Source organism: Nitratireductor rhodophyticola, from assembly GCF_019891355.1.
Lineage (GTDB): Bacteria > Pseudomonadota > Alphaproteobacteria > Rhizobiales > Rhizobiaceae > Nitratireductor > Nitratireductor rhodophyticola.
In genome coordinates this window covers 1,090,396-1,115,370 of record NZ_JAHSSF010000002.1, presented here as the reverse complement: position 1 = coordinate 1,115,370, position 24,975 = coordinate 1,090,396, and the positions used below count along the sequence as shown (strand labels likewise).

At 65.1% G+C, this 24,975-nt stretch carries 24 protein-coding genes, 1 tRNA gene, 1 pseudogene and 1 riboswitch; of the genes and pseudogenes, 20 read left to right on the top strand and 6 right to left on the bottom strand.

What is annotated here, in order from left to right:
• The first annotated feature begins 95 nt into the window (after positions 1-95).
• The 16 genes and pseudogenes from KUG85_RS10910 to KUG85_RS21235 form a co-directional block, all read left to right on the top strand.
• Positions 96-2,078 carry a conjugal transfer protein TraG gene (locus KUG85_RS10910; RefSeq protein WP_223005181.1) on the top strand — a complete coding sequence of 661 codons (1,983 nt, stop codon included), beginning with the start codon at positions 96-98 and terminating at the stop codon, positions 2,076-2,078.
• Between the two features lie 11 nt (positions 2,079-2,089).
• Entirely contained in the window at positions 2,090-2,551 is a 462-nt protein-coding gene (locus KUG85_RS10905) for a ribbon-helix-helix domain-containing protein (protein ID WP_223005180.1), read from the top strand.
• A gap of 146 nt (positions 2,552-2,697) precedes the next feature.
• Positions 2,698-3,693 (top strand): P-type conjugative transfer ATPase TrbB, encoded by a 996-nt coding sequence (trbB, locus tag KUG85_RS10900; protein WP_043869662.1) that lies wholly within the window; start codon positions 2,698-2,700, stop codon positions 3,691-3,693.
• On the top strand, positions 3,690-4,022 hold the full coding sequence (locus KUG85_RS10895; protein ID WP_043869663.1) for a TrbC/VirB2 family protein: 333 nt from the start codon (positions 3,690-3,692) through the stop codon (positions 4,020-4,022). The genes trbB and KUG85_RS10895 overlap by 4 nt, the downstream gene beginning before the upstream one ends.
• Positions 4,022-4,303: a VirB3 family type IV secretion system protein gene (locus KUG85_RS10890; RefSeq protein WP_223005179.1), complete on the top strand. Its 282-nt coding sequence runs from the start codon at positions 4,022-4,024 to the stop codon at positions 4,301-4,303. Before KUG85_RS10895 ends, KUG85_RS10890 begins: the two co-directional genes overlap by 1 nt.
• A 10-nt stretch (positions 4,304-4,313) precedes the next feature.
• Positions 4,314-6,806, top strand: coding sequence for a conjugal transfer protein TrbE (trbE, locus tag KUG85_RS10885; protein ID WP_223005178.1), 2,493 nt, complete (start codon positions 4,314-4,316; stop codon positions 6,804-6,806).
• Complete coding sequence (gene trbJ, locus KUG85_RS10880; RefSeq protein WP_223005177.1) at positions 6,803-7,576, top strand: P-type conjugative transfer protein TrbJ; 774 nt, start codon at positions 6,803-6,805, stop codon at positions 7,574-7,576. The genes trbE and trbJ overlap by 4 nt, the downstream gene beginning before the upstream one ends.
• A gap of 19 nt (positions 7,577-7,595) precedes the next feature.
• Positions 7,596-7,883, top strand: coding sequence for a putative entry exclusion protein TrbK-alt (gene trbK-alt / locus KUG85_RS10875; protein WP_223005176.1), 288 nt, complete (start codon positions 7,596-7,598; stop codon positions 7,881-7,883).
• Between the two features lie 3 nt (positions 7,884-7,886).
• A complete protein-coding gene (gene trbL / locus KUG85_RS10870; RefSeq protein ID WP_223005175.1) occupies positions 7,887-9,263 on the top strand; it encodes a P-type conjugative transfer protein TrbL in 1,377 nt (458 codons plus the stop codon).
• A complete protein-coding gene (gene trbF / locus KUG85_RS10865) occupies positions 9,260-9,949 on the top strand; it encodes a conjugal transfer protein TrbF (RefSeq protein ID WP_223005174.1) in 690 nt (229 codons plus the stop codon). Before trbL ends, trbF begins: the two co-directional genes overlap by 4 nt.
• Positions 9,946-10,968: a P-type conjugative transfer protein TrbG gene (trbG, locus tag KUG85_RS10860; RefSeq protein WP_223005173.1), complete on the top strand. Its 1,023-nt coding sequence runs from the start codon at positions 9,946-9,948 to the stop codon at positions 10,966-10,968. Before trbF ends, trbG begins: the two co-directional genes overlap by 4 nt.
• On the top strand, positions 10,965-12,104 hold the full coding sequence (locus KUG85_RS10855) for a TrbI/VirB10 family protein (protein WP_223005172.1): 1,140 nt from the start codon (positions 10,965-10,967) through the stop codon (positions 12,102-12,104). Before trbG ends, KUG85_RS10855 begins: the two co-directional genes overlap by 4 nt.
• Positions 12,105-12,106: 2 nt before the next feature.
• Positions 12,107-12,328 (top strand): DUF2274 domain-containing protein, encoded by a 222-nt coding sequence (locus KUG85_RS10850; RefSeq protein ID WP_043869341.1) that lies wholly within the window; start codon positions 12,107-12,109, stop codon positions 12,326-12,328.
• Positions 12,329-12,474: 146 nt separating this feature from the next.
• The gene (locus KUG85_RS10845; RefSeq protein WP_223005171.1) at positions 12,475-12,789 is read left to right on the top strand and encodes a hypothetical protein; all 315 of its coding nucleotides are present in this window, start codon (positions 12,475-12,477) and stop codon (positions 12,787-12,789) included.
• A gap of 20 nt (positions 12,790-12,809) precedes the next feature.
• A complete protein-coding gene (locus KUG85_RS10840; RefSeq protein WP_223005170.1) occupies positions 12,810-13,196 on the top strand; it encodes an HVO_A0114 family putative DNA-binding protein in 387 nt (128 codons plus the stop codon).
• Positions 13,193-14,842 (top strand): annotated as a pseudogene (locus KUG85_RS21235) (recombinase family protein); the annotation flags it as partial. The gene KUG85_RS10840 and the pseudogene KUG85_RS21235, both read left to right, overlap by 4 nt.
• Here KUG85_RS21235 and KUG85_RS10830 read toward each other — a convergent pair.
• Positions 14,813-14,903 (bottom strand) — tRNA-Ser (locus KUG85_RS10830). The pseudogene KUG85_RS21235 and the gene KUG85_RS10830 sit on opposite strands and share 30 nt — an antisense overlap.
• 495 nt (positions 14,904-15,398) lie before the next feature.
• On the opposite strand from KUG85_RS10830, the gene KUG85_RS10825 reads away from it, so the two are divergent.
• Together KUG85_RS10825 and KUG85_RS10820 are read left to right on the top strand one after the other, a co-directional pair.
• Positions 15,399-16,511, top strand: coding sequence for a porin (locus KUG85_RS10825; RefSeq protein WP_223005169.1), 1,113 nt, complete (start codon positions 15,399-15,401; stop codon positions 16,509-16,511).
• Positions 16,512-16,672: 161 nt separating this feature from the next.
• Positions 16,673-17,785, top strand: a complete 1,113-nt coding sequence (locus KUG85_RS10820; RefSeq protein ID WP_223005168.1) for a pyridoxal phosphate-dependent aminotransferase — start codon at positions 16,673-16,675, stop codon at positions 17,783-17,785.
• Positions 17,786-17,849: 64 nt separating this feature from the next.
• Here KUG85_RS10820 and KUG85_RS10815 read toward each other — a convergent pair whose 3' ends face one another.
• From KUG85_RS10815 to KUG85_RS10795, 5 genes are all read right to left on the bottom strand, one after another.
• Positions 17,850-18,284, bottom strand: coding sequence for a 6,7-dimethyl-8-ribityllumazine synthase (locus KUG85_RS10815; RefSeq protein WP_065818364.1), 435 nt, complete (start codon positions 18,282-18,284; stop codon positions 17,850-17,852).
• A gap of 83 nt (positions 18,285-18,367) precedes the next feature.
• Positions 18,368-18,520, bottom strand: a riboswitch (FMN riboswitch).
• A 60-nt stretch (positions 18,521-18,580) separates the two neighbouring features.
• Positions 18,581-19,645, bottom strand: a complete 1,065-nt coding sequence (locus KUG85_RS10810; protein WP_255606365.1) for a DUF1513 domain-containing protein — start codon at positions 19,643-19,645, stop codon at positions 18,581-18,583.
• A gap of 19 nt (positions 19,646-19,664) precedes the next feature.
• A complete protein-coding gene (locus KUG85_RS10805) occupies positions 19,665-20,735 on the bottom strand; it encodes an imelysin family protein (protein ID WP_223005166.1) in 1,071 nt (356 codons plus the stop codon).
• A gap of 135 nt (positions 20,736-20,870) precedes the next feature.
• Positions 20,871-21,905: a P1 family peptidase gene (locus KUG85_RS10800; protein ID WP_223005165.1), complete on the bottom strand. Its 1,035-nt coding sequence runs from the start codon at positions 21,903-21,905 to the stop codon at positions 20,871-20,873.
• A complete protein-coding gene (locus KUG85_RS10795; protein WP_255606364.1) occupies positions 21,902-22,723 on the bottom strand; it encodes a M55 family metallopeptidase in 822 nt (273 codons plus the stop codon). Before KUG85_RS10795 ends, KUG85_RS10800 begins: the two co-directional genes overlap by 4 nt.
• A 291-nt stretch (positions 22,724-23,014) precedes the next feature.
• Here KUG85_RS10795 and KUG85_RS10790 point away from each other — a divergent pair, with 291 nt between their 5' ends.
• Together KUG85_RS10790 and KUG85_RS10785 are read left to right on the top strand one after the other, a co-directional pair.
• Positions 23,015-24,208 carry an MFS transporter gene (locus KUG85_RS10790; RefSeq protein ID WP_255606363.1) on the top strand — a complete coding sequence of 398 codons (1,194 nt, stop codon included), beginning with the start codon at positions 23,015-23,017 and terminating at the stop codon, positions 24,206-24,208.
• A gap of 45 nt (positions 24,209-24,253) precedes the next feature.
• Entirely contained in the window at positions 24,254-24,820 is a 567-nt protein-coding gene (locus KUG85_RS10785; protein ID WP_223005162.1) for a cysteine hydrolase family protein, read from the top strand.
• Positions 24,821-24,975: the final 155 nt, after the last annotated feature.

Genomic DNA, 24,975 nt, shown 5'->3' with positions numbered 1-24,975 from the left:
TATCCAGCAGCCCTCCCGCATCCGTTTTCCTGTTGCGTATCGTCGATTTGCCTATTCTCTGATCGGCTCCGTCTCTCTTGCCGACTGGAGCCCGTATGCGCGGAGGCCGAATTCTTTGGGGTCAGATTGCTGTCGTCTTCACCATCGTTCTGGTGATGACCTGGGCCGCGACGCAATGGGTCGCCTTTCGTCTCGGCTTCCAGCCCCAGCTTGGCAATCCATGGTTCGCGCTGGCCGGCTGGCCGGTCTACTACCCGCCGGCCTTCTTCTGGTGGTGGTTTTCCTTCGACGCCTATGCGCCGATGATCTTCGTCGAAGGCGCCATCATCGCAGCGTCGGGCGGTTTCATTGCCATCGCCGCCGCCATCTTCATGTCGATCATCCGGGCGCGCGAGTCGAAGAACGTCGCGACCTACGGCTCCGCACGCTGGGCTGAGGATCGCGAAATCCGCAGCGCCGAATTGCTCGGCCCCGACGGCGTCGTGCTCGGCCGCTACGAACGCGACTATCTCCGGCATGACGGGCCGGAGCACGTCCTTTGCTTCGCCCCGACCCGCAGCGGCAAGGGCGTCGGCTTGGTGGTGCCGACGCTGCTGACATGGCCGGGAAGCTGCATCGTCCATGATATAAAAGGCGAGAACTGGACGCTGACAGCGGGCTTCCGCGCGAAGCATGGCCGTGTGCTGCTGTTCGATCCGACCAACGCCGGATCGTCCGCCTACAACCCGCTGCTGGAGGTGCGGCAAGGCGAATGGGAAGTCCGCGACGTGCAGAACATCGCGGATATTCTGGTCGATCCCGAAGGCAGTCTCGACAAGCGCAACCATTGGGAAAAGACTTCCCATAGCCTGCTTGTCGGCGCGATCCTGCATGTTCTCTATGCGGAGAACGACAAGACACTGGCGGGCGTCGCCAACTTCCTGTCCGATCCCCGCCGTCCGGTCGAGGCGACCTTGCGCGCGATGATGGACACATCGCATCTTGGCGAAGCCGGCGTTCATCCCGTCATAGCCTCGTCGGCCCGCGAGCTGCTGAACAAATCCGAGAACGAACGGTCGGGCGTGCTCTCTACCGCCATGTCGTTTCTCGGCCTCTATCGCGATCCCGTGGTGGCGCGGGTGACGGCGCGCTGCGACTGGCGCATTGCCGATCTGGTCGGCAGCAAGGAGCCGGTCAGTCTCTACCTTGTTGTGCCGCCATCCGACATCAACCGCAGCAAACCGCTCATTCGCCTGATCCTCAACCAGATCGGCAGGCGGTTGACGGAAGATTTGAACACCTCCGGCAAGCGCCATCGCCTGCTTTTAATGCTGGACGAGTTTCCCGCGCTCGGCCGGCTCGACTTCTTTGAATCGGCGCTCGCCTTCATGGCGGGTTATGGCCTCAAGTCCTTCCTGATCGCGCAGAGCCTCAACCAGATCGAGCGCGCCTACGGGCAGAATAATTCGATCCTCGACAACTGCCATGTCCGCGTCAGCTTCGCGACCAACGACGAACGCACGGCCAAGCGCGTGTCGGACGCGCTCGGCACTGCGACCGAACTGCGCGATTCCACCAACTATGCCGGCCATCGCCTCGCACCCTGGCTCGGGCATCTGATGGTGTCGCGGCAGGAGACGGCCCGGCCGCTGCTCACGCCCGGCGAGATCATGCAGCTTCCGCCCACGGACGAAATCGTGATGGTCGCGGGCACGCCGCCGATCCGCGCCACCAAGGCGCGCTACTTCGAGGATTCGCGGTTCACGGAACGCCTCCTGGCTCCGCCCGATCCGGCTTCCGATCCCGCTACGAATCCGTCATCCGATGATTGGTCGAGCCGCGTTGTCGCAGCGACGGCCGATACACAGTCCACGGCCGGCGGGACAGAAGGTGATCCGGCCAATGCCGGCATCCGCCGCGAGCCGGAATTGCCCGAGCATGAGGAAATCGTTCCGCCGCCGCCGTCTCCGGCGCGGGAGTTCGACATCCTTGACGACGAACCGGACCTGGACGCGGCCAAGGCCCGCGCCCTACGCCAGCGTATGCGCGCGGTCGCCCGGCAGGCGTCGATGAACCCCGATGACGGGATCGAGCTTTGAGGAAAATGCCCATGACCACACGAACCCGCATGAACGTCTATTTCGATCCCGAGTTGCTGCAACAGGTCGAGATGCTGGCGCTGCGCCGCAATGTCTCCAAATCCGCCATCGTGGAGGCGTCCGTCGCCTCCTTCCTGTCCGGAGACGCGGCCGATCGGCTGGAGGCGGCCATGACGCGCCGTCTAGACAGGCTCGGGCGACAGATGGACGGGCTCGACGAAGATCTCGCCGTGCTCGGTGAGACGCTTTCGCTGTTCGTCCAGTTCTGGCTGACGATCACGCCGCCGATCTCCGACACCGCGCAATCATCCGCCCGCGCGAAAGGCGTGGAACGGTTCGAGGGCTTCATTCAAACCCTCGGCAAGCGGCTCGCCACCGGAGACAGGTTCCTCAAGGAACTGTCGCGCGATGTCGATTCGCTTGAGGACAGTCCCGCGCAGCGGCCGTCCGACGCCGATGGCGGCCGACCCTGAATTTTCAAACCGTCCTATTTGCCGCCGATCACCGCCGATGGCCGCACGCGCGTAAATAGTTGTTGAGTCGGCCAAAAATCAAGTTCTCTTAATCGACCCCGATGCGGGGATCGACTGTCGCGCGCCCCGTCGAAAGCGGGGCCGACATGACTGCCACACATCACAGACCGGAGGCAATCCAGCGCGGCGCGCGGATGTTGCGCACCGCGCTCGGCCCGGCCATTGCCCGGTTTCTGGAAGACCCGGCCGTGGTCGAGGTCATGCTGAACCCGGATGGCCGCATCTGGATCGACCGTCTTTCCGAAGGGCTGGCGGATACGGGCGAAACGATGTCGCCGGCCGATGGCGAGCGCATCGTGCGCCTGGTCGCACACCATGTCGGCGTCGAGGTTCATGCCCGCAGTCCCCGCGTCTCGGCCGAACTTCCCGAGAGCGGCGAACGCTTTGAAGGCTTGCTTCCCCCGGTGGTTTCCTCGCCAGCCTTCGCCATCCGCAAGCCGGCTGTCGCGGTGTTCAGCCTCGATGACTATGTGGCGGCCGGCATCATGTCTGCCGACCAAGCCGCGACGTTACGCGCGGCCGTTTCTTCCCGCGCCAACATCCTCGTGGCGGGTGGCACCAGCACCGGCAAGACCACACTGACCAACGCGCTTCTGGCCGAAGTCGCCAAGGGCGCGGATCGTGTCGTCATCATCGAGGACACCCGCGAGCTGCAATGCGCCGCGCCCAACCTTGTCGCTATGCGGACGAAAGACGGCGTGGCGACGCTTTCCGATCTGGTCCGTTCCTCGCTGCGCCTGCGCCCCGACCGCATCCCCATCGGCGAGGTGCGCGGATCGGAAGCCCTCGACCTTCTCAAAGCCTGGGGAACGGGACACCCCGGCGGCATCGGCACCATCCATGCAGGCACCGGCATCGGTGCGCTCCGCCGTCTTGAACAGCTCATTCAGGAGGCCGTCGTCACCGTCCCGCGCGCGCTGATCGCCGAGACCATCGACCTTGTTGCCGTCCTTTCCGGGCGCGGTTCCGCGCGCCGGCTGGCCGAACTCGCCCGCGTCGAAGGGCTCGGGCCGGACGGCGACTACCGCATCACGCATCTCAGCCCCTTGGCAACCCCCACCAGAACTGGAGACCCCGAATGATCCGTCATGCCATGCGCATCCGTCGCCACGTCGCCACGGCCGCGGCCGTCACCTATGTCAGCCTCTTCATGGCCCCGGCCGCCCACGCCTCGGGGTCGTCGATGCCCTGGGAAGCGCCGCTGCAATCCATCCTCGAATCCATCGAGGGGCCGGTCGCGAAGATCATCGCCGTCATCATCATCATCGTGACCGGCCTGACGCTGGCCTTCGGCGACACCTCGGGCGGCTTTCGCCGCCTGATCCAGATCGTGTTCGGCCTGTCCATCGCCTTCGCGGCCAGCTCGTTCTTCTTGAGCTTTTTCAGCTTTGGCGGCGGGGCGCTCGTCTGATGGCGGGCGGCCTCGAGCAACTCGACGCGGTGCCGGGCTTCACCGTCCCCGTCCACCGGGCGCTAACCGAGCATATCCTGCTCGGCGGCGCACCGCGCTCCATCGCCATCATGAACGGGACGCTGGCCGGGGCCGTGGGCCTTGGCCTGCGCCTCTGGCTGGTCGGCCTTGCGATATGGGCCATCGGTCATTTCGCGGCGGTATGGGCGGCCAAGCGCGATCCCCAATTCGTCGAGGTCGGGCGGCGGCATCTGCGTATCCCGGCTTTTCTGGTGGTGTGAGGGCGCGGCCATGATGAACCTTGCCGAATACCGCCGCACCGCCACCCGGCTCGCCGACTATCTGCCGTGGGCCGCGCTTGTCGGCTCCGGCGTCGTCTTGAACAAGGACGGCTCGTTCCAGCGCACCGCGAAGTTTCGCGGTCCCGATCTGGATTCCGCCGTCGCGGCCGAGCTGGTCGCCGTTGCCGGTCGCATCAACAACGCCGTGCGCCGTCTCGGCTCCGGCTGGAGCATCTTCGTCGAGGCGCAGCGCAGCGAAGCCGCTACCTATCCCGACAGCACCTTTCCCGATCCCGCATCGGCGCTGGTCGATGCCGAGCGCAAGGCCGGGTTCGAGGAGGCCGGCACGCATTTTGTGTCGGGCTATTTCCTGACCTTCCTCTGGCTGCCGCCGTCCGAGGAAGCCGCGCGGGCGGAAAGCTGGCTCTACGAGGGCCGGGAGAAAGCGGGCGTGGACCCGTGGGAGCTGCTACGCGGCTTCATCGACCGCACCGACCGCGTGCTGGCTTTGCTCGACGGCTTCATGCCCGAGTGCCGCTGGCTCGATGACACCGGCACGCTGACCTATCTCCATTCCACGATCTCGACCAACCGCCATCGCGTGCGCGTGCCCGAGGTGCCCATGCACCTCGACGCGCTGCTCGCCGACCAGCCGTTGACCGGCGGGCTGGAGCCGCGCCTTGGCGACGCGCATCTGCGCGTGCTGACCATCGTGGGATTCCCGACCGCGACGACGCCGGGCCTGCTCGACGACATGAACCGGCTGCCGTTCCCCTACAGGTGGAGCACGCGCGCGATCCTGCTCGACAAGACCGATGCGACCCGGCTGCTGACCCGCATCCGTCGCCAATGGTTCGCCAAGCGCAAGAGCGTCGCCGCGATTCTGAAAGAGGTGATGACCAACGAGGCGTCCGCCCTTGTGGACACCGACGCCGCGAACAAGGCGCTCGACGCCGATATGGCGTTGCAGGAGCTTGGGGCGGACGTGGCGGGCATGGCCTACGTCACGGCGACCGTCACCGTATGGGATGCCGACCCGCGCGTGGCGCAAGAGAAGCTGCGCCTGGTCGAGAAGATCGTTCAGGGCCGCGACTTCACCGCCATGCCCGAGAGCGTCAACGCGGTTGACGCATGGCTCGGCAGCCTGCCCGGACACGCCTACGCGAGTGTCCGCCAGCCGCCCATCAGCACTTTGAATCTCGCCCACATGATCCCGCTTTCGGCGGTGTGGGCGGGGCCGGAACGGGACGAGCATTTCGGTGCGCCCCCTTTGCTCTTTGGAAAGACCGAAGGCTCAACCCCGTTCCGGCTAAGTCTTCATGTCGGCGACGTAGGCCACACCCTTGTCGTCGGCCCCACGGGCGCGGGCAAGAGCGTGCTGCTCGCCCTCATGGCCTTGCAGTTCCGGCGCTATGCGGGATCGCAGGTTTTCGCCTTCGACTTCGGCGGTTCGATCCGCGCTGCGTCGCTCGCCATGGGCGGTGACTGGCACGACCTTGGCGGCGGGCTGACAGAAGGGGCCGAGGCGTGCGTCTCGCTCCAGCCGCTTGCCCGCATCCACGACATCTATGAACGCGCATGGGCGGCGGACTGGATTGCCGCCATCCTCATGCGCGAAGGCATCGCCATCACGCCCGAGGTCAAAGAGCATCTTTGGACGGCGCTGACTTCGCTCGCCTCCGCGCCGGTCGAGGAACGGACCATCACCGGCCTTGCGGTGCTGTTGCAATCCAACGATCTGAAACAGGCGCTCCGTCCGTTCTGCGTCGGCGGCGCCTATGGCCGGCTGCTCGACGCCGAGACAGAGCATTTGGGATCGGCGGAGGTGCAGGCGTTCGAGATCGAGGGCCTTGTAGGGACCGGCGCGGCCCCGGCCGTGCTCGCCTATCTGTTCCATCGCATCGGCGACCGGCTCGATGGGCGGCCGACGCTGCTCATCATCGACGAGGGTTGGCTTGCGCTGGACGACGAGGGTTTCGCCGGCCAGCTCCGCGAATGGCTGAAAACGCTGCGCAAGAAGAACGCCAGCGTCATCTTCGCCACGCAAAGCCTGTCCGACATTGACGGCAGCAACATCGCGCCCGCCATCATCGAGAGCTGCCGGACGCGGCTTTTGCTGCCGAACGAGCGGGCCATCGAGCCGCAGATCACGGCCATTTATCGCCGCTTCGGCCTCAATGACCGCCAGATCGAAATCCTCGCAAGGGCCACGCCCAAGCGGGACTATTACTGTCAGTCGCGGCGCGGCAATCGCCTGTTCGAGCTTGGCCTGTCCGAAGTCGGCCTCGCGCTCTGCGCCGCATCCGCCAAATCCGACCAGACGCTCATCGCGCAGATCGTCGCCGAACACGGCCGCGACGGCTTCCTCGCCGGCTGGCTACGCCATCGCGGCGTCGAGTGGGCGGCCGACCTGATCCCGAACCTCACCAATCTTGCCGACCGGCCAGAATCCGCCACGCCGGCCGTGCCGGATACCCACCCCACGCAGGAGATTCTTCCATGACCCATCCCAAGATCGTTGGGGCCTCGGCCCTTGCGCTGGCGCTCGCCGTTCCGGTCGCGCTTTCGCCCATGCTGGCAAGCCCGGCCCATGCGCAATTCGGCTTCGGCCGCATTGTCTATGACCCGAGCAACTATGCGCAGAACGTGCTCACGGCAGCGCGAACGCTGGAGCAGATCAACAACCAGATCACCAGCCTCCAGAACCAAGCGCAGATGCTAATCAACCAGGCGAGGAATCTGGTGAGCCTGCCATACAGCGCGCTCCAGCAGATTCAACAGAACGTCAGCCGCACGCAGCAGCTTCTCGCGCAGGCGCAGAACATCGCGTTCGATGTGCAGAACATCGACCAGGCGTTTCAGCAGCAATACGGCAACGTCTCGCTGTCGGCGACCGACGCCCAGCTTGTCGCCGATGCGCGCGACCGTTGGCAAAATACGGTCGGCGGCTTGCAAGACGCCATGAAGGTGCAAGCCGGTGTCGTCGGCAATATCGACAGCAACCGCACCGAGATGGCCGCGCTCGTCGGCCGGAGCCAAGGCGCGACTGGCGCATTACAGGCCACGCAGGCCGGCAATCAGATCCTCGCCCTCCAGTCGCAGCAGCTTTCCGACCTGATCGCCATGCTCGCCGCCAATGGCCGGTCGGAAGCGCTGATCGAGGCCGAGCGTGCAACGGCCGCCGAACAGGGCCGCGTTCAGCGCGAGCGCTTCCTGACCCCCGGCAGCGGCTACCAGCCGGGCAATGCGCAGATGTTCAACGGCAACAACTGACTCACCGGAGGAGCCGCCCATGGACGGCAAGATGCTGGCCCGGCTCGGGGCTGTCGTATTCGTCGCCATCGCCATCACGGCCACGGTGATCGAGATGACCCGCAAGGACGATCCCGCGCCGGCCAGCACCGCACCGGCGCTGCAACCGCCGGCCGATCCGCTCCGCGCGACGCTTCGCCGGTGCCAGCAGATTGGGGAAGCAGCGACGAGCGATACGGCCTGCCTTTCCGCATGGGCCGAGAGCCGCGACCGCTTTCTTGGCCGGACGCCCGCGCAGACCGCTCCGCGACAGAACGAGGAACAGTGATCCATGGGCGGAACCGGCGTCATCGACTCGTTTCTTGGGGTCTTCGCCAGCTACATAGATTCCGGCTTCGGCCTGCTCGGTGGGGAAGTGGCGTTTATCGCCACCACCCTGATCGTCATCGACGTGACGCTTGCCGCGCTCTTTTGGGCCTGGGGCGCGGATGACGACATTATCGCAAGGCTGGTCAAGAAGACCCTGTTCGTCGGTGTCTTCGCCTACATCATCGGCAACTGGAACAACCTCGCCCGCATCGTCTTCGACTCATTCGCCGGTCTCGGTCTCATGGCGTCGGGCACGGGCTTTTCCGCTGCCGACCTCATGCGGCCAGGCCGGGTGGCACAGACCGGCCTCGATGCCGGCCGACCATTGCTCGATTCAATTTCCGACCTGATGGGCTACTGGTCGTTCTTCGAGAACTTCATCCAGATCGCCTCCCTGCTGTTCGCCTGGGCGCTGGTTATCCTCGCCTTCTTCATCCTCGCCGTGCAGCTCTTCGTCACGCTGATCGAGTTCAAGCTGACCACGCTGGCCGGCTTCGTGCTGATCCCCTTCGGCCTGTTCGGCAAGACCGCCTTCATGGCCGAGCGTGTGCTTGGCAACGTAATCTCTTCCGGCATCAAGGTTCTGGTGTTGGCCGTCATCATCGGCATCGGCTCGACGCTGTTCTCGCAATTCACGGCCGGTTTCGGCGGCGCGACCCCGACCATCGACGACGCCATGGCGATTGTGCTGGCGGCCCTGTCGCTGCTCGGCCTGGGCATCTTCGGCCCCGGCATCGCCACCGGCCTTGTCTCGGGCGGCCCCCAGCTCGGCGCGGGCGCGGCCGTGGGCACCGGCCTCGCCGCCGGCGGCATGGTGCTGGCGGGCGGTGCGGCGGCGGGTGGCGCGGCGATGCTCGGCGCAAAAGGCGGCGCTGCCGCTTTGTCCGGCGGGGCCGCGGCCGTTCGCGGCGGCGCGACGGCCGCAGGAGCCGCTTCCGCAGCCTACAGCCTCGGCTCGCTCGGCCAGACCGGCGCGACCGGCGTCGCCTCCGGCGTTGGCGGCGTCGCTCGCGCGGCAGGATCGGCAGCCGTCTCACCCTTGAAACGCGCTGCCTCCCGCGCGTCCGAAAGCGTCAAGACCAGTTTCTCCGAAGGCGCGAAAGCCGGCTTCGGCGCGAGTGGTGGCACGTCCACCATGGGAACGGTCGGTGGGGCGGCGGAAGCATCCGCCCCTGCCGCGTCCGCCTCGGCCACAGGCGCACCGCCTGCCTGGGCGCAGCGGATGCGGCGCTCGCAGGCCATGAACCACGGCACGACCATGGCCGCGCACGCCGTCCGCTCCGGCGACAGCCACGGCCCCGGCTCTTCCGTCAACCTTTCCGAAAGTGACCGCTCATGAGCATCTTCAAACGACCCGCAGCCCATTACGGCAAGACGCCGGAACCCGAGACCCCGTATCAGAAGGCCGCGCAGGTCTGGGACGAGCGTATCGGCTCGGCCCGCGTGCAGGCCCGCAACTGGCGCTATATGGCCTTCGGTTCGCTGATCCTTTCAACGGGTTTCGCTGCTGCCCTCGTATGGCAATCGGCGCGCGGGACCGTGGTGCCGTGGGTGGTGCAGGTCGATGCGCTCGGCGAAGCCCAGACCGTCGCACCGGCGAACGCCGACTATCGCCCGACTGATCCGCAGATCGCTTTCCATCTCGGCCGCTTCATCGAGCAGGTCCGCGCAATCCCGGCCGACGCGATCATCGTCCGCCAGAACTGGCTTCGCGCCTACGAGTTCACCACCGACCGGGGCGCTGCGGCCCTGAACGACTATGCCCGCGCCAACGATCCGTTCACGCGCGTCGGCCGCCAACAGATCGCCGTCGATGTTTCCAGCGTCATCCGGGCATCGCCGGGTTCCTTCCGCATCGCCTGGACCGAACGCCATTACGAAAACGGCCAGCTTTCCGGCACCGAGCGATGGACCGCGATCCTGACCATCGTGATCCAGCCGCCGCGCACCACCGAGAGGCTGCGCGCCAATCCGCTCGGCATCTACGTCAACGCAATCTCATGGTCGCGGGAGATGAGCCAATGACCCGCACGACGTTCCGTAAAGCCGGGTTTCCGGTTTTCCGTAAACCCGTATTGGCGGCGTTGCTGCTTTCCGCGACCGTGCTGACCGGCTGCGCCACCAACCGGACGCCGCAATTCTCCTATGACGACGCCGTGCCACCGCTGCCGTCGCCGCCTGCCGCTTCGGCAGAGGACACGCCCCGGCCGCTGCATGTTCCGCCCGCCTGGACCGTCGCGCGCGGCGGCGAGAGGGCGGGCACACCGACCGGCCGCGTCGAGAACGCCACCGCCGCCGCCCGCGTCGAGCCGCGCCGCGAAGGCTATTACAACGCCATCCAGATATACCCGTGGTCGGAAGGCGCGCTCTATCAGGTCTATGCCGCCCCTGGTCAGATCACCAATATCGCATTGGAGCCGGGCGAAAGCCTGACCGGCGCAGGACCGATCGCCGCCGGCGACACCGCCCGCTGGATCATCGGCGATACCGAGAGCGGCAGCGGCGCCAACCGGCGCGTCCATATCCTCGTGAAACCGACCCGCGACGACATCTCGACCAACCTTGTCGTGACCACCGACCGGCGCACCTACATGATCGAGTTGCGCGCGCGGGAAGCCCTCTACATGCCTGCCGTCGCCTGGGCCTATCCAGCGCCACCGGCAGGCCAGCGCCGGGCCGTCCCGTCCGCGCCGGTCATCCCGGCCGAGGCGGCGCGGAACTATCGCTATGGATTGCAGGTGCAGGGCGACAGCCCGCCATGGCGGCCGGTTTCCGTCTTCGACGATGGCCGGCGCGTCTATGTCGTCTTCCCGCGCGGGATCGTGCAGGGCGAAATGCCGCCGATCTTCGTGCTCGGATCGGACGGCGAGCCGCAGATCGTCAATTCCCGCATCTACCGGAACGTCCTGATCGTGGACCGTCTGTTCGGGGCGGCCGAACTGCGCCTCGGCAGTGGCAACCGCCAGCAGGTCGTCAGGATCGTCCGTATCGAGCAACGACAGGCCGCCGCTCAGCCCGCAGCCACCGGAGATTCGCCGACATGACAGACAACCCGATCACCGACACCACAGCGCCCATGCGGCTGCGCGCAGAACCGCCTCGCGTCACCCGCCTGTCCCGCAAGATGCTGGCAGGCATTGGCGCTGTCGCGCTTCTCGGCATTGGGGGCGCGCTGATCTACGCGCTCCAGACCCGCGAGGCCGGACCGGGCGGCGAAGAACTCTATTCGACCGAAAACCGGCCCACTGCGGATGGGCTCACGGGTCTGCCCTCCGATTACACCGGCCCGGTGCTCGGTCCCGCATTGCCCGGCGATCTTGGCCGTTCAATCCTCGACGCCGAGAGGCGGGGCCATTCGGTCGCCGCGCCTGCGATCACCACACCCGCCGTCGATCCCGAGGAAGAACGACGCCGCGCCGAGGAGGAAGCCGCGCGCCTGAGCAATGTGTTCTTCCAGACCGGGCCACGCCCCGGAGCGACGCCGGGAACGGCCATGCCCGGCCTAGCCGGTCTCGGCGGGCAACCAGAAGGAACCGCAGGGCAGAATCGTCATGCCGCTTTTCTGAGCGGCCCGGTGGACCGGCAGACCGTCGCGCCGGATCGTGTCACGCCGCCCGCATCGCCTTACATCCTTCAGGCCGGGGCCGTGATCCCGGCCGCGCTCATCACCGGCATCCGCTCCGACCTTCCGGGCCAGATCACCGCGCAGGTAACGGAGAACGTCTATGACAGCCCGACCGGCAGCCTGCTCCTGATTCCGCAGGGCACGCGCATCATCGGTCAATACGACGATGGTGTGACCTTCGGCCAGCGCCGCGTGTTGCTGGTGTGGAATCGCCTCATCCTTCCGGGCGGCCGCTCCATCGTCCTTGAGCGCCTGCCGGGCGCGGACGCATCGGGCTATGCCGGCCTTGAGGATGGCGTCGATTATCACTGGTGGGATCTGATGAAGGCGGCTGGCCTCTCCACGCTGCTCGCGGTCGGCACGGAGCTGGCGACCAGCGACGAGGACCGGCTGATCCGCGCCATCCGCGACGGGGCGCAGGATACCGTCAATCAGGCGGGACAGCAGATCGTCCAGCGCCAGTTGCAGGTCGCGCCCACGCTGACCATCCGGCCCGGCTTCCCGGTCAGGATCATCGTGACCCGCGACCTTGTATTCGAGCCGGCAGGAGGTTGACCATGACCAAGCTGAAACTCGGCCCGCTGCCCGACGACAAGCCGGTGAAAGTGACCCTGGAGCTGCCCGCGCCGCTCCACCGCGATCTGGTCGCCTATGCCGAGGTGCTGGGGCGCGAGACGGGGCAAGCCGTTGCCGATCCCGTCAGGCTGATCGTGCCCATGCTGGAGCGGTTCATCGCCACGGACCGCGGCTTCGCAAAGGCGCGGCGCTCGGCCAGCTAACTCACTGGCGGCATCTCCGCAAGCGAGGGGTGCCGCCAGCGCATCAACGCAAATGCGGCACGCTACAGGCCGCCGATCCCCCTCCATGCTTCGCCTGATCCGGGGCTTCCAGCCCCCGGAAAATCCCGCGAACCACGGAGGATTCCATGTCCACGAAACGCCGTCACAGCAGCGGGGGGCGCCCACGCCAGCCGGTCCCCAATACGCTCCCCGACGATCTCTACGACTATAGCAGCGATCCGACGCCGCGCGTCAGTCCGCGGCGCGGACGCCCGCCCCATATCTTCGATGTCGAGCGGCTGCCGGTCATCGACGACTGGCCCGAGGACGTGCCGATCACCGAGGCCGAGATTCAGGTGTTCGAGCGCTGGTTCGCCGACGTGTTCGATGAGTTGTTCGGCTCGGTCGATCTGCCCGACGACTTGAAAATATTATCTCGTGATGATAAGGATAGGCCATGACGTGAACGACAGGAATTGCCATGACGACGTTGAAAGTCGGGATCGCCGGCCCCGAGGAAATGAAGGCCCGCACCCTTCGGATCGCCACCGGCGAGGAAACACCCAAGCCCGGCGATCCAGCCGTCTGGTTCGCAACCACGGAATCGTTCGCCCGGCTTTTGTCTGCAGGCAATCGTGAGTTGTTGCGCGTCATCCATGAGCAGAAACCCGACTCGCTGGAAGAACTGGCCCAACTCACCGGCCGCGCCACACCTAACATCTCACGCACACTCAAGAAGATGGAGAGTTTCGGCCTCGTTCGCATGGAAAAAGGCCGGGGTCTGAGACTGATCCCCAAGCTCGTTCATGACCGCGTGGAACTGGTCTTGCCCCTGATCGAGCCTCGCAGGAAAGGAACCCGCAAATGAACATCCAAAATCCCAATGTCGCCCTGCGGGCTGCCCTATACTTGCGCGTCTCGACCTCCCGGCAGGCCGAGCATGACGTGTCGATCCCCGACCAGCGCAAGCAGGGCCAAGCATGGTGCGAAGCGAGGGGCTATCAGCTTGTCGAGACCTTCGTGGAGGCCGGCGCGTCGGCCACCAACGACCGCCGCCCCGAGTTCCAGCGCATGATCGAGGCGGGCACGTCCAAGCCCGCACCGTTTGACGTTGTGGTGGTCCACAGCTTCTCGCGCTTCTTTCGCGATCACTTCGAGCTTGAGTTCTATGTCAGGAAGCTGGCGAAGAACGGTATTCGCCTCGTCTCCATCACGCAGGAAATGGGGGACGACCCCATGCACGTCATGATGCGGCAGATCATGGCGCTGTTCGACGAATACCAGTCCAAGGAGAACGCCAAGCACGTCCTTCGCGCCTTGAAGGAAAACGCGCGGCAAGGCTTCTGGAACGGCTCGCTGCCGCCGGTCGGCTATCGCGTCGTCGCAGCCGAGCAGCGCGGCGCGAAGGTCAAGAAGAAGCTGGAAATCGACCCGCTGCACGCCGACACCATCCGCCTGATCTATCGCCTCGCACTGGAAGGCGACGGCGATTCCGGCCAGATGGGCGTCAAGGCCATCGTCAAGCATCTGAACGGCAAGGGCATCTTCACCCGTGACGGCGGCCGTTGGGGCGTCGGCCAGGTTCACCGCATCCTGACCCGGCGCACCTATATGGGCGAGCATCAATGGGGAAAGAACCGGAAAAACAAGACGGACAAGGACGCCGATGAAATCGTCATCGTGCCGGTGCCGCCGATCATCGACCGCGAGACCTTCGACGCGGTGCAGAAGCTCTTGCAGGCCCGCAACCCGAAGACCGAACTGCCCGCGCGCGTTGTGATTGGTCCCACGCTTCTGACCGGCATCTGCTATTGCGGCAATTGCGGGGGCGCGATGACCATCCGCACCGGCAAGAGCGGTCGCTATCGCTACTATGCCTGTTCGATCCGGGCGCGTCAGGGCGAAACCGGCTGCAAGGGGCGCGCAATCCCCATGGACAAGCTCGACACCATGGTTGCCGGTCATATCGAGGAACGCCTGCTTGATCCCGACCGGCTGGAGAAGCTGCTTGGCAGCGTCCTCGGTCGCCGAGAAGATCAGGCCGAGCGCCGCCGCCAGCACATCGCCGAATTGCAGCGCCGGGCCTCCGAATCGGAACTACGCCTCAAGCGTCTCTATGACGCCATCGAGGCCGGGGTTGCCGATCTGGACGATCCGGCGCTGACCGAACGCATCGCCGGCCTAAAGGTCATCCGCGATCAGGCGCGGGCGGACGCCGACCGGGCGCAAGCGCTGCTCGACAGCCCCGGCCACAGCGCTGTCAGCCCGGCGATGATCCGGCAATTTTCGCAGATCGCCCGCGACCGTATCCGGGACCGTGAGGGCGGCTATCGGCGGGATCACCTGCGCGCCCTGGCGCAGCGTGTCGAGGTCGCAGACGACGCAATTCGCATCATGGGATCTAAAACGGAACTGCTGAGGACGCTCGCGGGCGGCCAAGTGCGGCAATCGGCGGCGATTGGCGTGCCCAGAGGCGGACTGAAGTGGCGGAGAGGATGGGATTCGAACCCACGAGACCCTTTTGAGGTCTACTCCCTTAGCAGGGGAGCGCCTTCGACCACTCGGCCACCTCTCCGGCGAAAGGCTGGATAAAGAAAACCGGCCGCACAATCAATACGGCATTCGCGATTCCGTGCTTTATTATAAGGAAATTCTGCATCCCGTCCGGCCCACGATGGGCGGCTGCGTGAATCACCGGAAATCGCGGCAGGGAATCGCCAGGCCCAAAACTGGTGATTCCGTTTCAATTTGACTCGATTCGTCCCCAGACTACCGTAAAACCAACATCCAGAACGCGTTTGTTATGCCGCTATCCGGCTTCCAAGTGTTAAGAAAGACTTACCCGGCGGCTCAGATCGTGTCATTTGTGCAACAGCCATTCCGGATAGACGACCGTCAGGGGGGCTTGCCGCGTAATCGCGGTTGAACCCGGCGCCCCCATGAGTAATGTCAGGCTCGGAAAGGGGGCGCGAAAGCGCGAACTTTTCTTTTCTTGGGGATGGGGCAGGGAACGCTGTCCTTCAGCAAAATACCCAGACCCGCATTTAGAACTTTGACTGGAGGTCAGAACATGAAACTCAAGAGCCTTCTGATTGGCTCCGCAGCTCTCGCAGCTGCTGCAACCGGCGCCAAGGCGGCCGACCCGATCGTCGTCCCCGAGCCGGAGCCGATGGAATATGTGCGCGTTTGCGACGTCTACGGCGCAGGCTTCTTCTACATCCCCGGCACCGAGACCTGCCTGAAGATCAGCGGCATGGTCCGTTACCAGATCGGTTACTCCGACGGTGATTTCGGCGACTCCGAAGGCTGGGACAAGTACGCTCGCGGCGAGCTGAACATCGACGCCCGCTCCGAGACCGAGTACGGCACGCTTGGCGCATGGATCAAGTTCCGTGGCACGAGCGGCAACACCGGCGCTCTTCCCACGGTCGGCCTGAACGACGGCGACGCTTACTCGCACGGCGTGACCAGCTCGGGTGTGAACCTGCAGCAGGCAGTGATCTCGCTCGGCGGCCTCTCCATGGGTATGTCCGACTCGATCTGGGATACGGGTCTCCACGGCGAGCAGGACCGCGGCTTCTTCCCGTACTCGCGCGTTCACTTCATCGGCTACAACTTCGCAGCAGGCAATGGCGTCACCTTCGCCGTCATGCTCGAAGAAGCTGATGACAACTACGACTGGACGCCGAATGTTGTCGGTAAGGTCGGCATCGCTCAGGGCTGGGGCTCCGCAGACCTCTATGCCGCTTACGATGCAACGGCTGAAGAATTCGCGATCAAGGGTATCGTCAAGGCGAACCTCACCGACCGCTTCTTCATCCAGGGTCTTGCCCAGTACGAAAGCGGCGTGAGCTTCTACTCGGCCAACCCGTTCGACGGCATTGCTACCGTGACCTACGGTGGCGTGGCAGTCATGCCAGGTGCAGAATGGTCGCTCGCTGGCGTTATCGGCTTCAAGGCCACGCCGAAGCTGACCGCTTCTATCGGCGCCGCGTACTACAGCGAAGTCGGTCATAACGTTGTCTTCACCGACACCGACGCTTGGAATGTTGGCACGACCATCGACTACGAGATCGTCGAGAACTTCAACGCGAAGCTCGCAGTCAACTACACCCAGTTCGACACGCCGGCTGGCGATGCCGATCAGTTCCACGGCTTCCTGCGCTTCCAGCGCGACTTCTAATCAGAAGAGCCGTATAGCTTGAAGCGGGGCCCGGCAAATGCCGGGCCCCGTTTTTTTGTATTGCGTGTCGCGGTCGAAGACCGCAAAGCGATTTCACACTTGCCGGGCTTGATGTAGGGTCGCCGCGTTCAATCAGAGAAAGCACAGACCAGACACGGCCCATGACACGACGCCCACCGCTTACCCCACTTGCACAATCCCTCCCTTCCACCGTGCCCTTCGTGGGGCCGGAAACGCAGGAGCGCGCCGCGGGGCGCCCATTTCGCGCCCGTCTCGGTGCCAATGAGAACGGCTTTGGCCCCTCGCCCCGCGTGATCGAGGCCATTGGGCGCGCGGCGCATCATGTCTGGAAGTATGGCGACCCGGAGAGTTCCGACCTGCGCGCGGCGCTGGCCAGCGAGCATGGTGTAAAGCCGGAGAACATCGTCGTCGGAGAGGGCATTGACGGGCTTCTGGGCCTGGTCGCGCGCCTTTACATCGAGCCTGGCACGCCCGTCGTGACCTCGCTCGGTGGCTATCCCACCTTCAACTATCATGTCGCCGGCTTCGGCGGCCGGCTGGTGACGGTGCCCTATGCGGGCGATTACGAGAATCTCGAAGGTCTGCGCGAGGCGGCCATCGCCGAAAACGCGCCCCTCGTCTATCTCTCCAACCCAGACAATCCGATGGGCACCTGGTGGGAGGCGGACGAGGTGCAGCGCTTTATCGAATCGCTGCCTGAAACAAGCATGCTCATCCTCGACGAAGCCTATGGCGAGACCGCGCCGGCAAGCGCCCTGCCCCGCTTCGAGCCGGACCGGCCCAATGTCCTGCGCATGCGCACCTTCTCCAAGGCCTATGCGCTGGCCGGCATGCGCTGCGGCTATGTGATCGGCGAGCCCGAGATCATCCGCGCCTTCGACAAGATCCGCAATCATTTCGGCATGCCGGGCGTCACGCAGGCAGCAAGCCTCGCCGCGCTGCAGGACAAGGCGTATCTTCATACAACACTCGAGCGGGTCAGCGCCTGCCGGGATCGCCTCGCGGCAATCGCCGCCGCGAACGGGCTGACCTCCATCCCCTCGGCGACCAATTTCGTGGCCATCGACTGCGGCAGCAGGGCCACTGCCGAGGCCGTGATGCAGGGGCTGCTCGAGCGCGATGTCTTCGTTCGCAAACCGGCAACGCCGGGGCTCGACCGCTGCATACGCGTCAGCGTCGGCCCGGACGATGAAATCGATGTGTTCGAGGCGGCTTTCGCCGAAGCGCTGGCTGCGGCACACAACCGGCGCTGAGGATTGGGGGGCAGGCCGGCGTCGGCACTTCGCGACGCTTCACCGCCCCTCACCACAGCCTCTGTCACGCAGCCAGTGCAGCACGCGTCCTGCCGATCATCAGGGCGGCTTTTGCTGCTTCGCGCCCCTTCTCGACGAAATGCCCGCGATAGATTGCCGTGTGGTGCTCGGTCGGCTGGAAATGATGCGGCGTCAGCGAGACGGAAAGAACCGGAACGCCCGTATCGAGGCCCGCGCGCATCAGCCCGTCGACAACGGCCTGCGCGACGAAGTCATGGCGGTAGATCCCACCATCCACGACGAAAGCGGCGGCAGCGACGGCTGCATAACGGCCAGAGGCTGCAAGATCGCGCGCGACGAGCGGCATCTCGAAGGCGCCCGGCACGTCAAACACGTCAACCTGATCGGCCGGGATAAGCTCGCAAAAGCCTTCGAGCGCGCGGTCGACAATGTCGGCGTGCCAGTTGGCCTTGATGAATGCATAGCGGGTGTGTGTCATCGTGATCTCCTTTCGCAACGGACACGTCACCCAAGGCGATCACGGGCGATGGGCCGCCGCCGAAGAACCGGTACACGGACACCGCGCGTTCTCTTCCATCCGGACTTTCACCGTCGGCCCAGGAGTTTCACCTGATCTGCTGACCCTCTCCGCAGTCTCGCGAAAAGGCGCTCGCGGGCTTGCGGCCAGTGCCGCTTACCGCCGGTGGGGAGTTTCACCCCGCCCTGAGAACGAGGCGAAGATAAGCACGGGACCGGCCCGGGGCAAGACGCAAAATGCGGGTTGACGGTGTGTCTTCAAATGCGGCGGAGATGGTTGTCCCAGGCAGGAGCGGCCGGATCGACGGCGCGAACATTTTCGAGCGGCGCATCCGGGCCGGTGCGGACGATTGCGCCCCGCCCGCTGGTGCCCAGAAGACGATGACTGGAAAGCGGTGCGAGCCCGCAGCCATCCTTCAACGGGCGTTCGCCAAGGCACCGACCTGTTCCGGCATCCCAGAACACGGCGAGCCCGCCGCGCGGCGACGAAGTGGCGACGATCTCGCCGGAAGCATCGGTTGCAACGGAGCCCACGTAATTGTCGAGGGCCTTCAGGGTCGTCTCCGGACCCGTGAAAAGCTCGATCGCCCTGCCGCGGCGGTGACGGCCGACCAGCGGCGGTCGTGCTTCGTCCTCGCCCTGATACTGGGCGCCGAACCAGACGGCGCCGAACCGGTCGAGCGTCATGTGGCGGATGGAGAGTTTGTGCAGCTCGGGTGCGAGCTCCGCCTGCTCGATCATCTCACCGGTTTCAAGGTCGACATAGGAAAGGCTCGGCTTCATCGTCGCCAGATTGAGTTTGACCCGCTCATAGTCGGGATGGGTGAGAATGCCGCCATTGGCGATGCAAAGCGTCCTGCCGTCCGCCAGGAGGATCACCTCATGTGGGCCGATGCCACCGGTCTCGAACTCGCCGATGCGGCGGAACTCGGCAGTCGCGTCGTAAAGACCGGTGATGCCGCGTTCGCCTTCGTAGTCATTCTCCGTGGCCAGAAGCAGCCTGCCGTCCGGGGTAAAGACGCCGTGCCCGTAAAAATGGCGGTCAGGGGGTGGAGCGAAGGCCAGCGGCTCGCCCTTGCCGTCGACCGAGAAGGCAATGGCAAAGCGGCCCGGCGAACGGGCAAAGGCGACGGCGCGGCGGCGCGGTGCATCGATGGCAAAGGAATGCCCACGCGCCTCCAGCGGCAGGACAAGCCGGTCACGCCCGCTCGCGTCGATCACCGCCGCCTCAAAACCGCCCGCGTTGAGCCGGGCACCCAGAAACAGCGCCTCCTCATCCGCCCTGGCGTGCTTTGGGCCGAAAGCCGCTGCAGCGCCCGCCAAGGCCAGAAATGTCCGCCGATCAATCTCCATCGAGCGCATTGAACCCCATCACCAGTCCGAGTGCGCCGGAAAGCTCGCCGTTGAGCGTGTGCTTCGCCCCTTCCATGGCGATGGTCGCGTAGGAGATGCGGCCGCGGTCCGGTTCTTCGGAGAAGGCCTCTTCCGGTGCCGTTTCGACCGCAAGCACGGCCTCCCGGGCGTGCGAGAGATCGAAGTCCATGCCATGACCGTAGGTATTGACGAGGTCGGACGGGCCATCGACAAAGCCTGCCGCGGCGATGAGCTTCTGCACGCCTTCGATCTGGGCTGCGGCGAAGGCGAAGGTCTGGCCGCTGCGCCAGAACGGCGCACGTTTGCCACGGGCTTTCTCGACGGTTTTGCCGAGTGCCGGCAGAAGTTCGGCATTGCGGGCAAATTCCAGCGCCGTGCCGGCGGCCTTGACGATCTCGCCGGCCACTTCCGCGCTCGAACGGTATGGGTCGCGGTCGGCGGCGGGCGCGGTGAAGGCCGCGCGGAAGCTGGTGCCCTCGGCCCATGCCTCCTCCAGCTCCGCGGCAAGATCGGCGATGTTGGCGGAAATTGCCTCAGCGTATGCGCAGCGCCTTGCGTCAGTCGGCAGCGCATCTCCGCCCGCTCCGAAGAGCACATAATCGAGTGCCGGCAGGCCCTGCAGTGCAACGCTCTGGCTGGTAAGATCGTCCGGCAGGGGCTCCTCGGAGGCGAGCAGTCCCTGCACCTGACGCAGGGTGACGCCGCGCGGATCCGGCCAGAAGAAAATGCGTTCGAACCGATTTTCCGCCACCAGTGGCCCGAAGCGCAGGACCGAGACATGCGCAAAGGCCGAAAGCGTGTTGGCAAAGCCCGCATGAACGGCATTCAGATCATCTTCAGGCGTGCCGCTGCAGGCCTTTTCGAGTGCCTCGGACAATGCGCCGCTCGTCTCGCGAAAGCGGGTCAGCGCCGGGGTTACATAGCCCTCAACAACCCTGCTTCCAATGTCGGGGGCGATCGTGTCCGGCGTGTCCTGCGCAAAAGCCGGGACCGTCGAAAGACACAGGATCAGAACAGATCGGGAAAGACGGGCATGCATCAAAGGTCTCCATAGCCGAGTTCTTTGTGCTGGCTGTCGCACCGAGGGGAGAGGAGATGTGCGAGGGCTGGCCGGAAGCCGGAGCTGGCTCCCTTGCTTCCGGCTTAACCCCGACAGGGCGCAGGGACAAGGGCATCAGCCCCTGTTTGGCAAAAGTTGATCGCGCAGGACGGGGAGCCTAAGCCCGTCATAGCCGGTGAGAGGCTCCGCGTTCCAGAGTCCGTTCAGCACCGCCTCTTCCGCCGCCTCCACGGCGGCAAGGAAAAACGGATCGAGCTGCGCCTCGGCCAGCCGCTCGACAGTCTCGATCTCGCTGTCGATGGAAAGCCTGTTGGTAGTGGAAAAGGCCAGAGCCACATCGCCGCTCTGGTCGCCCCAATAGCTTCCAAGCCGACCCAGCGCCGCACCCGCCCGCCGCGCGATGCGGGCAAGCTGGCGTGAATCGAGTGGCGCATCGGTGCCATAGACGATGATGACGGAGCCCCTGTCCTGCGGATCGGCCCGACCTGGATCCGGGGTCTCAATGCGGTTTCCCAGAAGCCTGAGATCGCCCGGCCGCCCGAAATTGGAAAGGACGAGAGCGCCCAGGGTGTGCGTGCGACCGGAAGGCAGCGCGACACGCCGCGACGCGCTGCCTATGGCGCCGGCAAAGCCGAACGTGCGCATGCCGGTGCCGGCTCCCACCGTACCCTGCGCGAATTTCATTTCTGCTGCGGCCATCGCGTCATTCGCCATGGCTTCTGTGACGGCCAGCGCCTGTATGTCGCTGACACGCCCGTCATTGCACTCCAGAACCAGCGGGTTGACCGTCGGGCGGCTGCGGCCGATTTCAGGGTTTTGCGCAATTGCCCGGCGGATCAGCGCCGCGGTGCAGGCGGCAACGCCGAATGTGTTGGTCAAAAGGATCGGCGTTTCAATGCGGCCCAGTTCGGCAAGCTGCATCAGGCCGGTGCTCTTGCCGAAGCCATTGAGCACCGCAAGGCCCGCCGGCACCGGGTTGCGGAACAGGTCGCCATCGTGGGGAAAGATCGCGGTAACGCCGGTGCGCGCGGTCTTCTCCCGATGGGTCCGGTGCCCGACGGTCACGCCCGGCACATCGGCGATGGTGTTGGCGGGGCCCGCCGGCAGGTCCCACCATGAGCCTGCCCTGTCGAAGATGCGATCCGTCATGCCAATGCCGCCGCCATCAGTGAGAAGCCTGAGAGGATGCCAATTGCCTCGGCATGGCTCCCGGCGCCAAAGCGTATATCCAGCGCGCCGGTGCGCTCCGTAAACGGCATGAGCGCTGCAGCGTCCGCAAAGAGCTGCTTGCTGAAACTCACATCAATGGTGAGCGGCGGCCTGCAGGGCGCTTCCACAACGGCATCTGCCGCCCGTTCAACGGCCCCGCACACCTCCTGCTCGATCTTCTCACGCGCCTCGCCCGGCGAAAGGCTTTCGGTGGCCGTCGCGTTGATGCAGCGTTTGACAGTGATCGAGCGGGCGGCGGGAAACTGCTCAGCGATCTCGGTTTCAAGCCGGTCATCGCCGCTGACGGCAAGCAGCGGCACGCCGATTTCAGCGGCATGACCGGCAAAAAGCGTCGGCTCGCCCGCCCGCACACCGTTCACCTCTATGCGGCGGAAAGCAAGACCGCTGATCGTGTGCGCGAGAACACCGAAATTGTCGGCTGCCGCGTGGTAGCCGATCAGCACGGCGCCGGCATGGCCGGCATGAATGCCCTCGATCATCGACAGGGGCCGCGCCCGACCCGACACGACGCGGGCGCGCGGATCGAGCTGATCGACGATCATGTTGCGCATCGGCCCATGCGAATCGGCAACGGTCACCGCATCAGCACCGCCTGCAAACGCCCCGCGAATGGCGGCGTTGGCCTCTTCGGTCATGAGACGCCGCGCCACCTCATATTCGGGGTTGCCGCGCTGGCCCTGAAGAGCCTCGTTGACGCCGGCCACGCCTTCGATGTCGACCGAAATGAAGATGTGCATGTGAAGGTTCCCAAAGTGAATCGCCGGCATTCGACTTGAAAAGCCCGGCGATTTCCAGCCCCACGACCGCACGGAAGCGAGGCCAGGGGCTTGCGGGCCGACCTGTAGCGTGCAAAACAGGAATAGCGTTCGGGCAACCTGCCGCAGGCGGTTCATCCGCGGAACGTCAAAGCACCCTCATTTCCTCCCCCGCCCCCAGCGCAGCACCACTGCGTCTGCTCACCGGTGCTTTCCTCCCCCTTCTTTCCGGCGCTTCGACCGCCATCCTTCATTTCACTCATGGAGAAACTCATGTCTTCACGGCTTTTTCTGCCGGTGCTTGCACTGGCCGTTTTCTTCGTCGGTGCGACGGAATTCATGATCGCGCCAATGCTGAGCCCCATTGGAGCGGCTTTCGGCGCATCGCCTGCCGCTGCCTCCTGGCTCATATCCGGCTATGCGCTTTCCTATGCGCTTGGCGCGCCGCTCATCGGGCTCTTCGCGCACCGGATCGACCGGCGAATGCTCCTGACTGTCGCGCTGGCGCTTCTTGCCGCCGACGGGCTCGCCGTGGCGTTTGCCCCGACGCTTGGCATCGCCATTGCCCTTCGTGTGCTCGGCGGTGTGGCGGCGGCGGCGCTGATCCCCGCCGTTTTTGCCCTGATTGCCGACAGGCTCCCGGAGGCGCGCCATGCTGAGGCCATGGGGCTCGTGATGCTCGGCATGACGGCCGGCATCGCCCTCGGCCCCGCACTCGCGGGCATTCTCACGCAGGTTTTCGGATGGCGTGCGCCGTTTCTGGCAAGTGCCGCCGGCTGCCTTCTGCTGTTGCTCCCGGTCGGCCAGGTTCTCCGGTTCGACGGAGAAACACATGCGATGGCGGTCCGGCCGCGTTTCAGAGGTCCGAAACGCGATGTTCTCACGCTCCTTGCGGCAAAGGCTCTCTGGAACGGGGCAGCGGTCGCGGCCTTCGGTCTCAGCGGTGAAATGCTGCGCCAGCGCTTTGCGACAGACACACTTCAGACCGGCCTCTCGGTCGGCTTCTTCGGTGTTGGACTGGCGATCGGCAATTTTTCAGTCGGCGTTGCAAAACGGGTGCTCCGCGGCGATCTGGGGTTGCTTGTTGCCGCCGTTCTGCTGCTGGTCCTCACTTTCGCCGTGTTCCTGTTCGCACCGCTCCCGCTTGCAGGAGCACTCCTTTGTCTTGGTGGATGGGGCGTGGCGCTGGGTTTTGCCGCACCTGCCAGCACCGCCCTGATCGCACAGAGGGCCGGCGATGCACGGGGACTTGTTCTCGCACTTTCCGAAAGCGCCAACAATCTGGCGCTTCTTGCCGTTCTGTCCGTCGCAGCCTTCACCCTTCAGACCACGGGCCCGATCGCCGCGGGCATGGTGCTTGCGGGCGGGCTTGCGACGGGAACAGCGCTGCTTTTCCTGGACATTTTGGTCCAGAAGCGAGCGGGAAATCGCGGCAATGGCTCTTGTGAGCGGGTCTATAGTCGCTAGGTTCAGGACCAACCAGAAGATAACGTTCAGAGAAATATGCAGGCAATGACTTTCCAGACTGATTTGAATGATGCCGTTCTTCTGCTGGTCGATTTCCAGCAGGCCTTCGATGGCCCTCCCTGGCCGCAACGCTGGAACAATGATGTCGACCGGAATGCCCTCGCCCTGCTCGCGGCGTGGCGGAAGGCACGGCGGCCCGTCATTCACGTGCGCCATGATTCCGTCGAAACCGGCTCCACCCTTCGCCCGGGGGAACCTGGCCATGCGATGCGGCCGGGCTTCGAGCCGCTGCCCGGCGAGCAACTCGTGACCAAGAGCGTCAACTCAGCATTCATCGGAACCGATCTCGACCTCAGGCTGCGCCGGCTTGGCGCGAAAACGGTGGTCACATGTGGCATTTCCACCGACATGTGCGTCTCGACCACAATCCGCACGGGCGCGAATATGGGGTGGGCAATGATGCTGGTGGAGGATGCCTGCGACTGTTTTGCGCTTCCGGATGGCAAGGGAGGCACGGTCAGCGCCGAAGACGTGCACCGCGCCCACGTGGCGACACTCGGCTTCGAGTTCTGCAAAGTCACGTCGACTGACACGCTTCTGGAAGCGCTGTGAACCGAAGCGGGAAAAATTCTGGAACCCCGGCCCGGCAGTCGCGTTCTAACTGCAACGGAGCCGCCCGTGTCAACCGGGCATGACGGTATGGAGAACAGGGCCGATTTTCCCGGTTTCCCGCCCTGGCATCAACGCATTGGCATACGTGCTTCTGT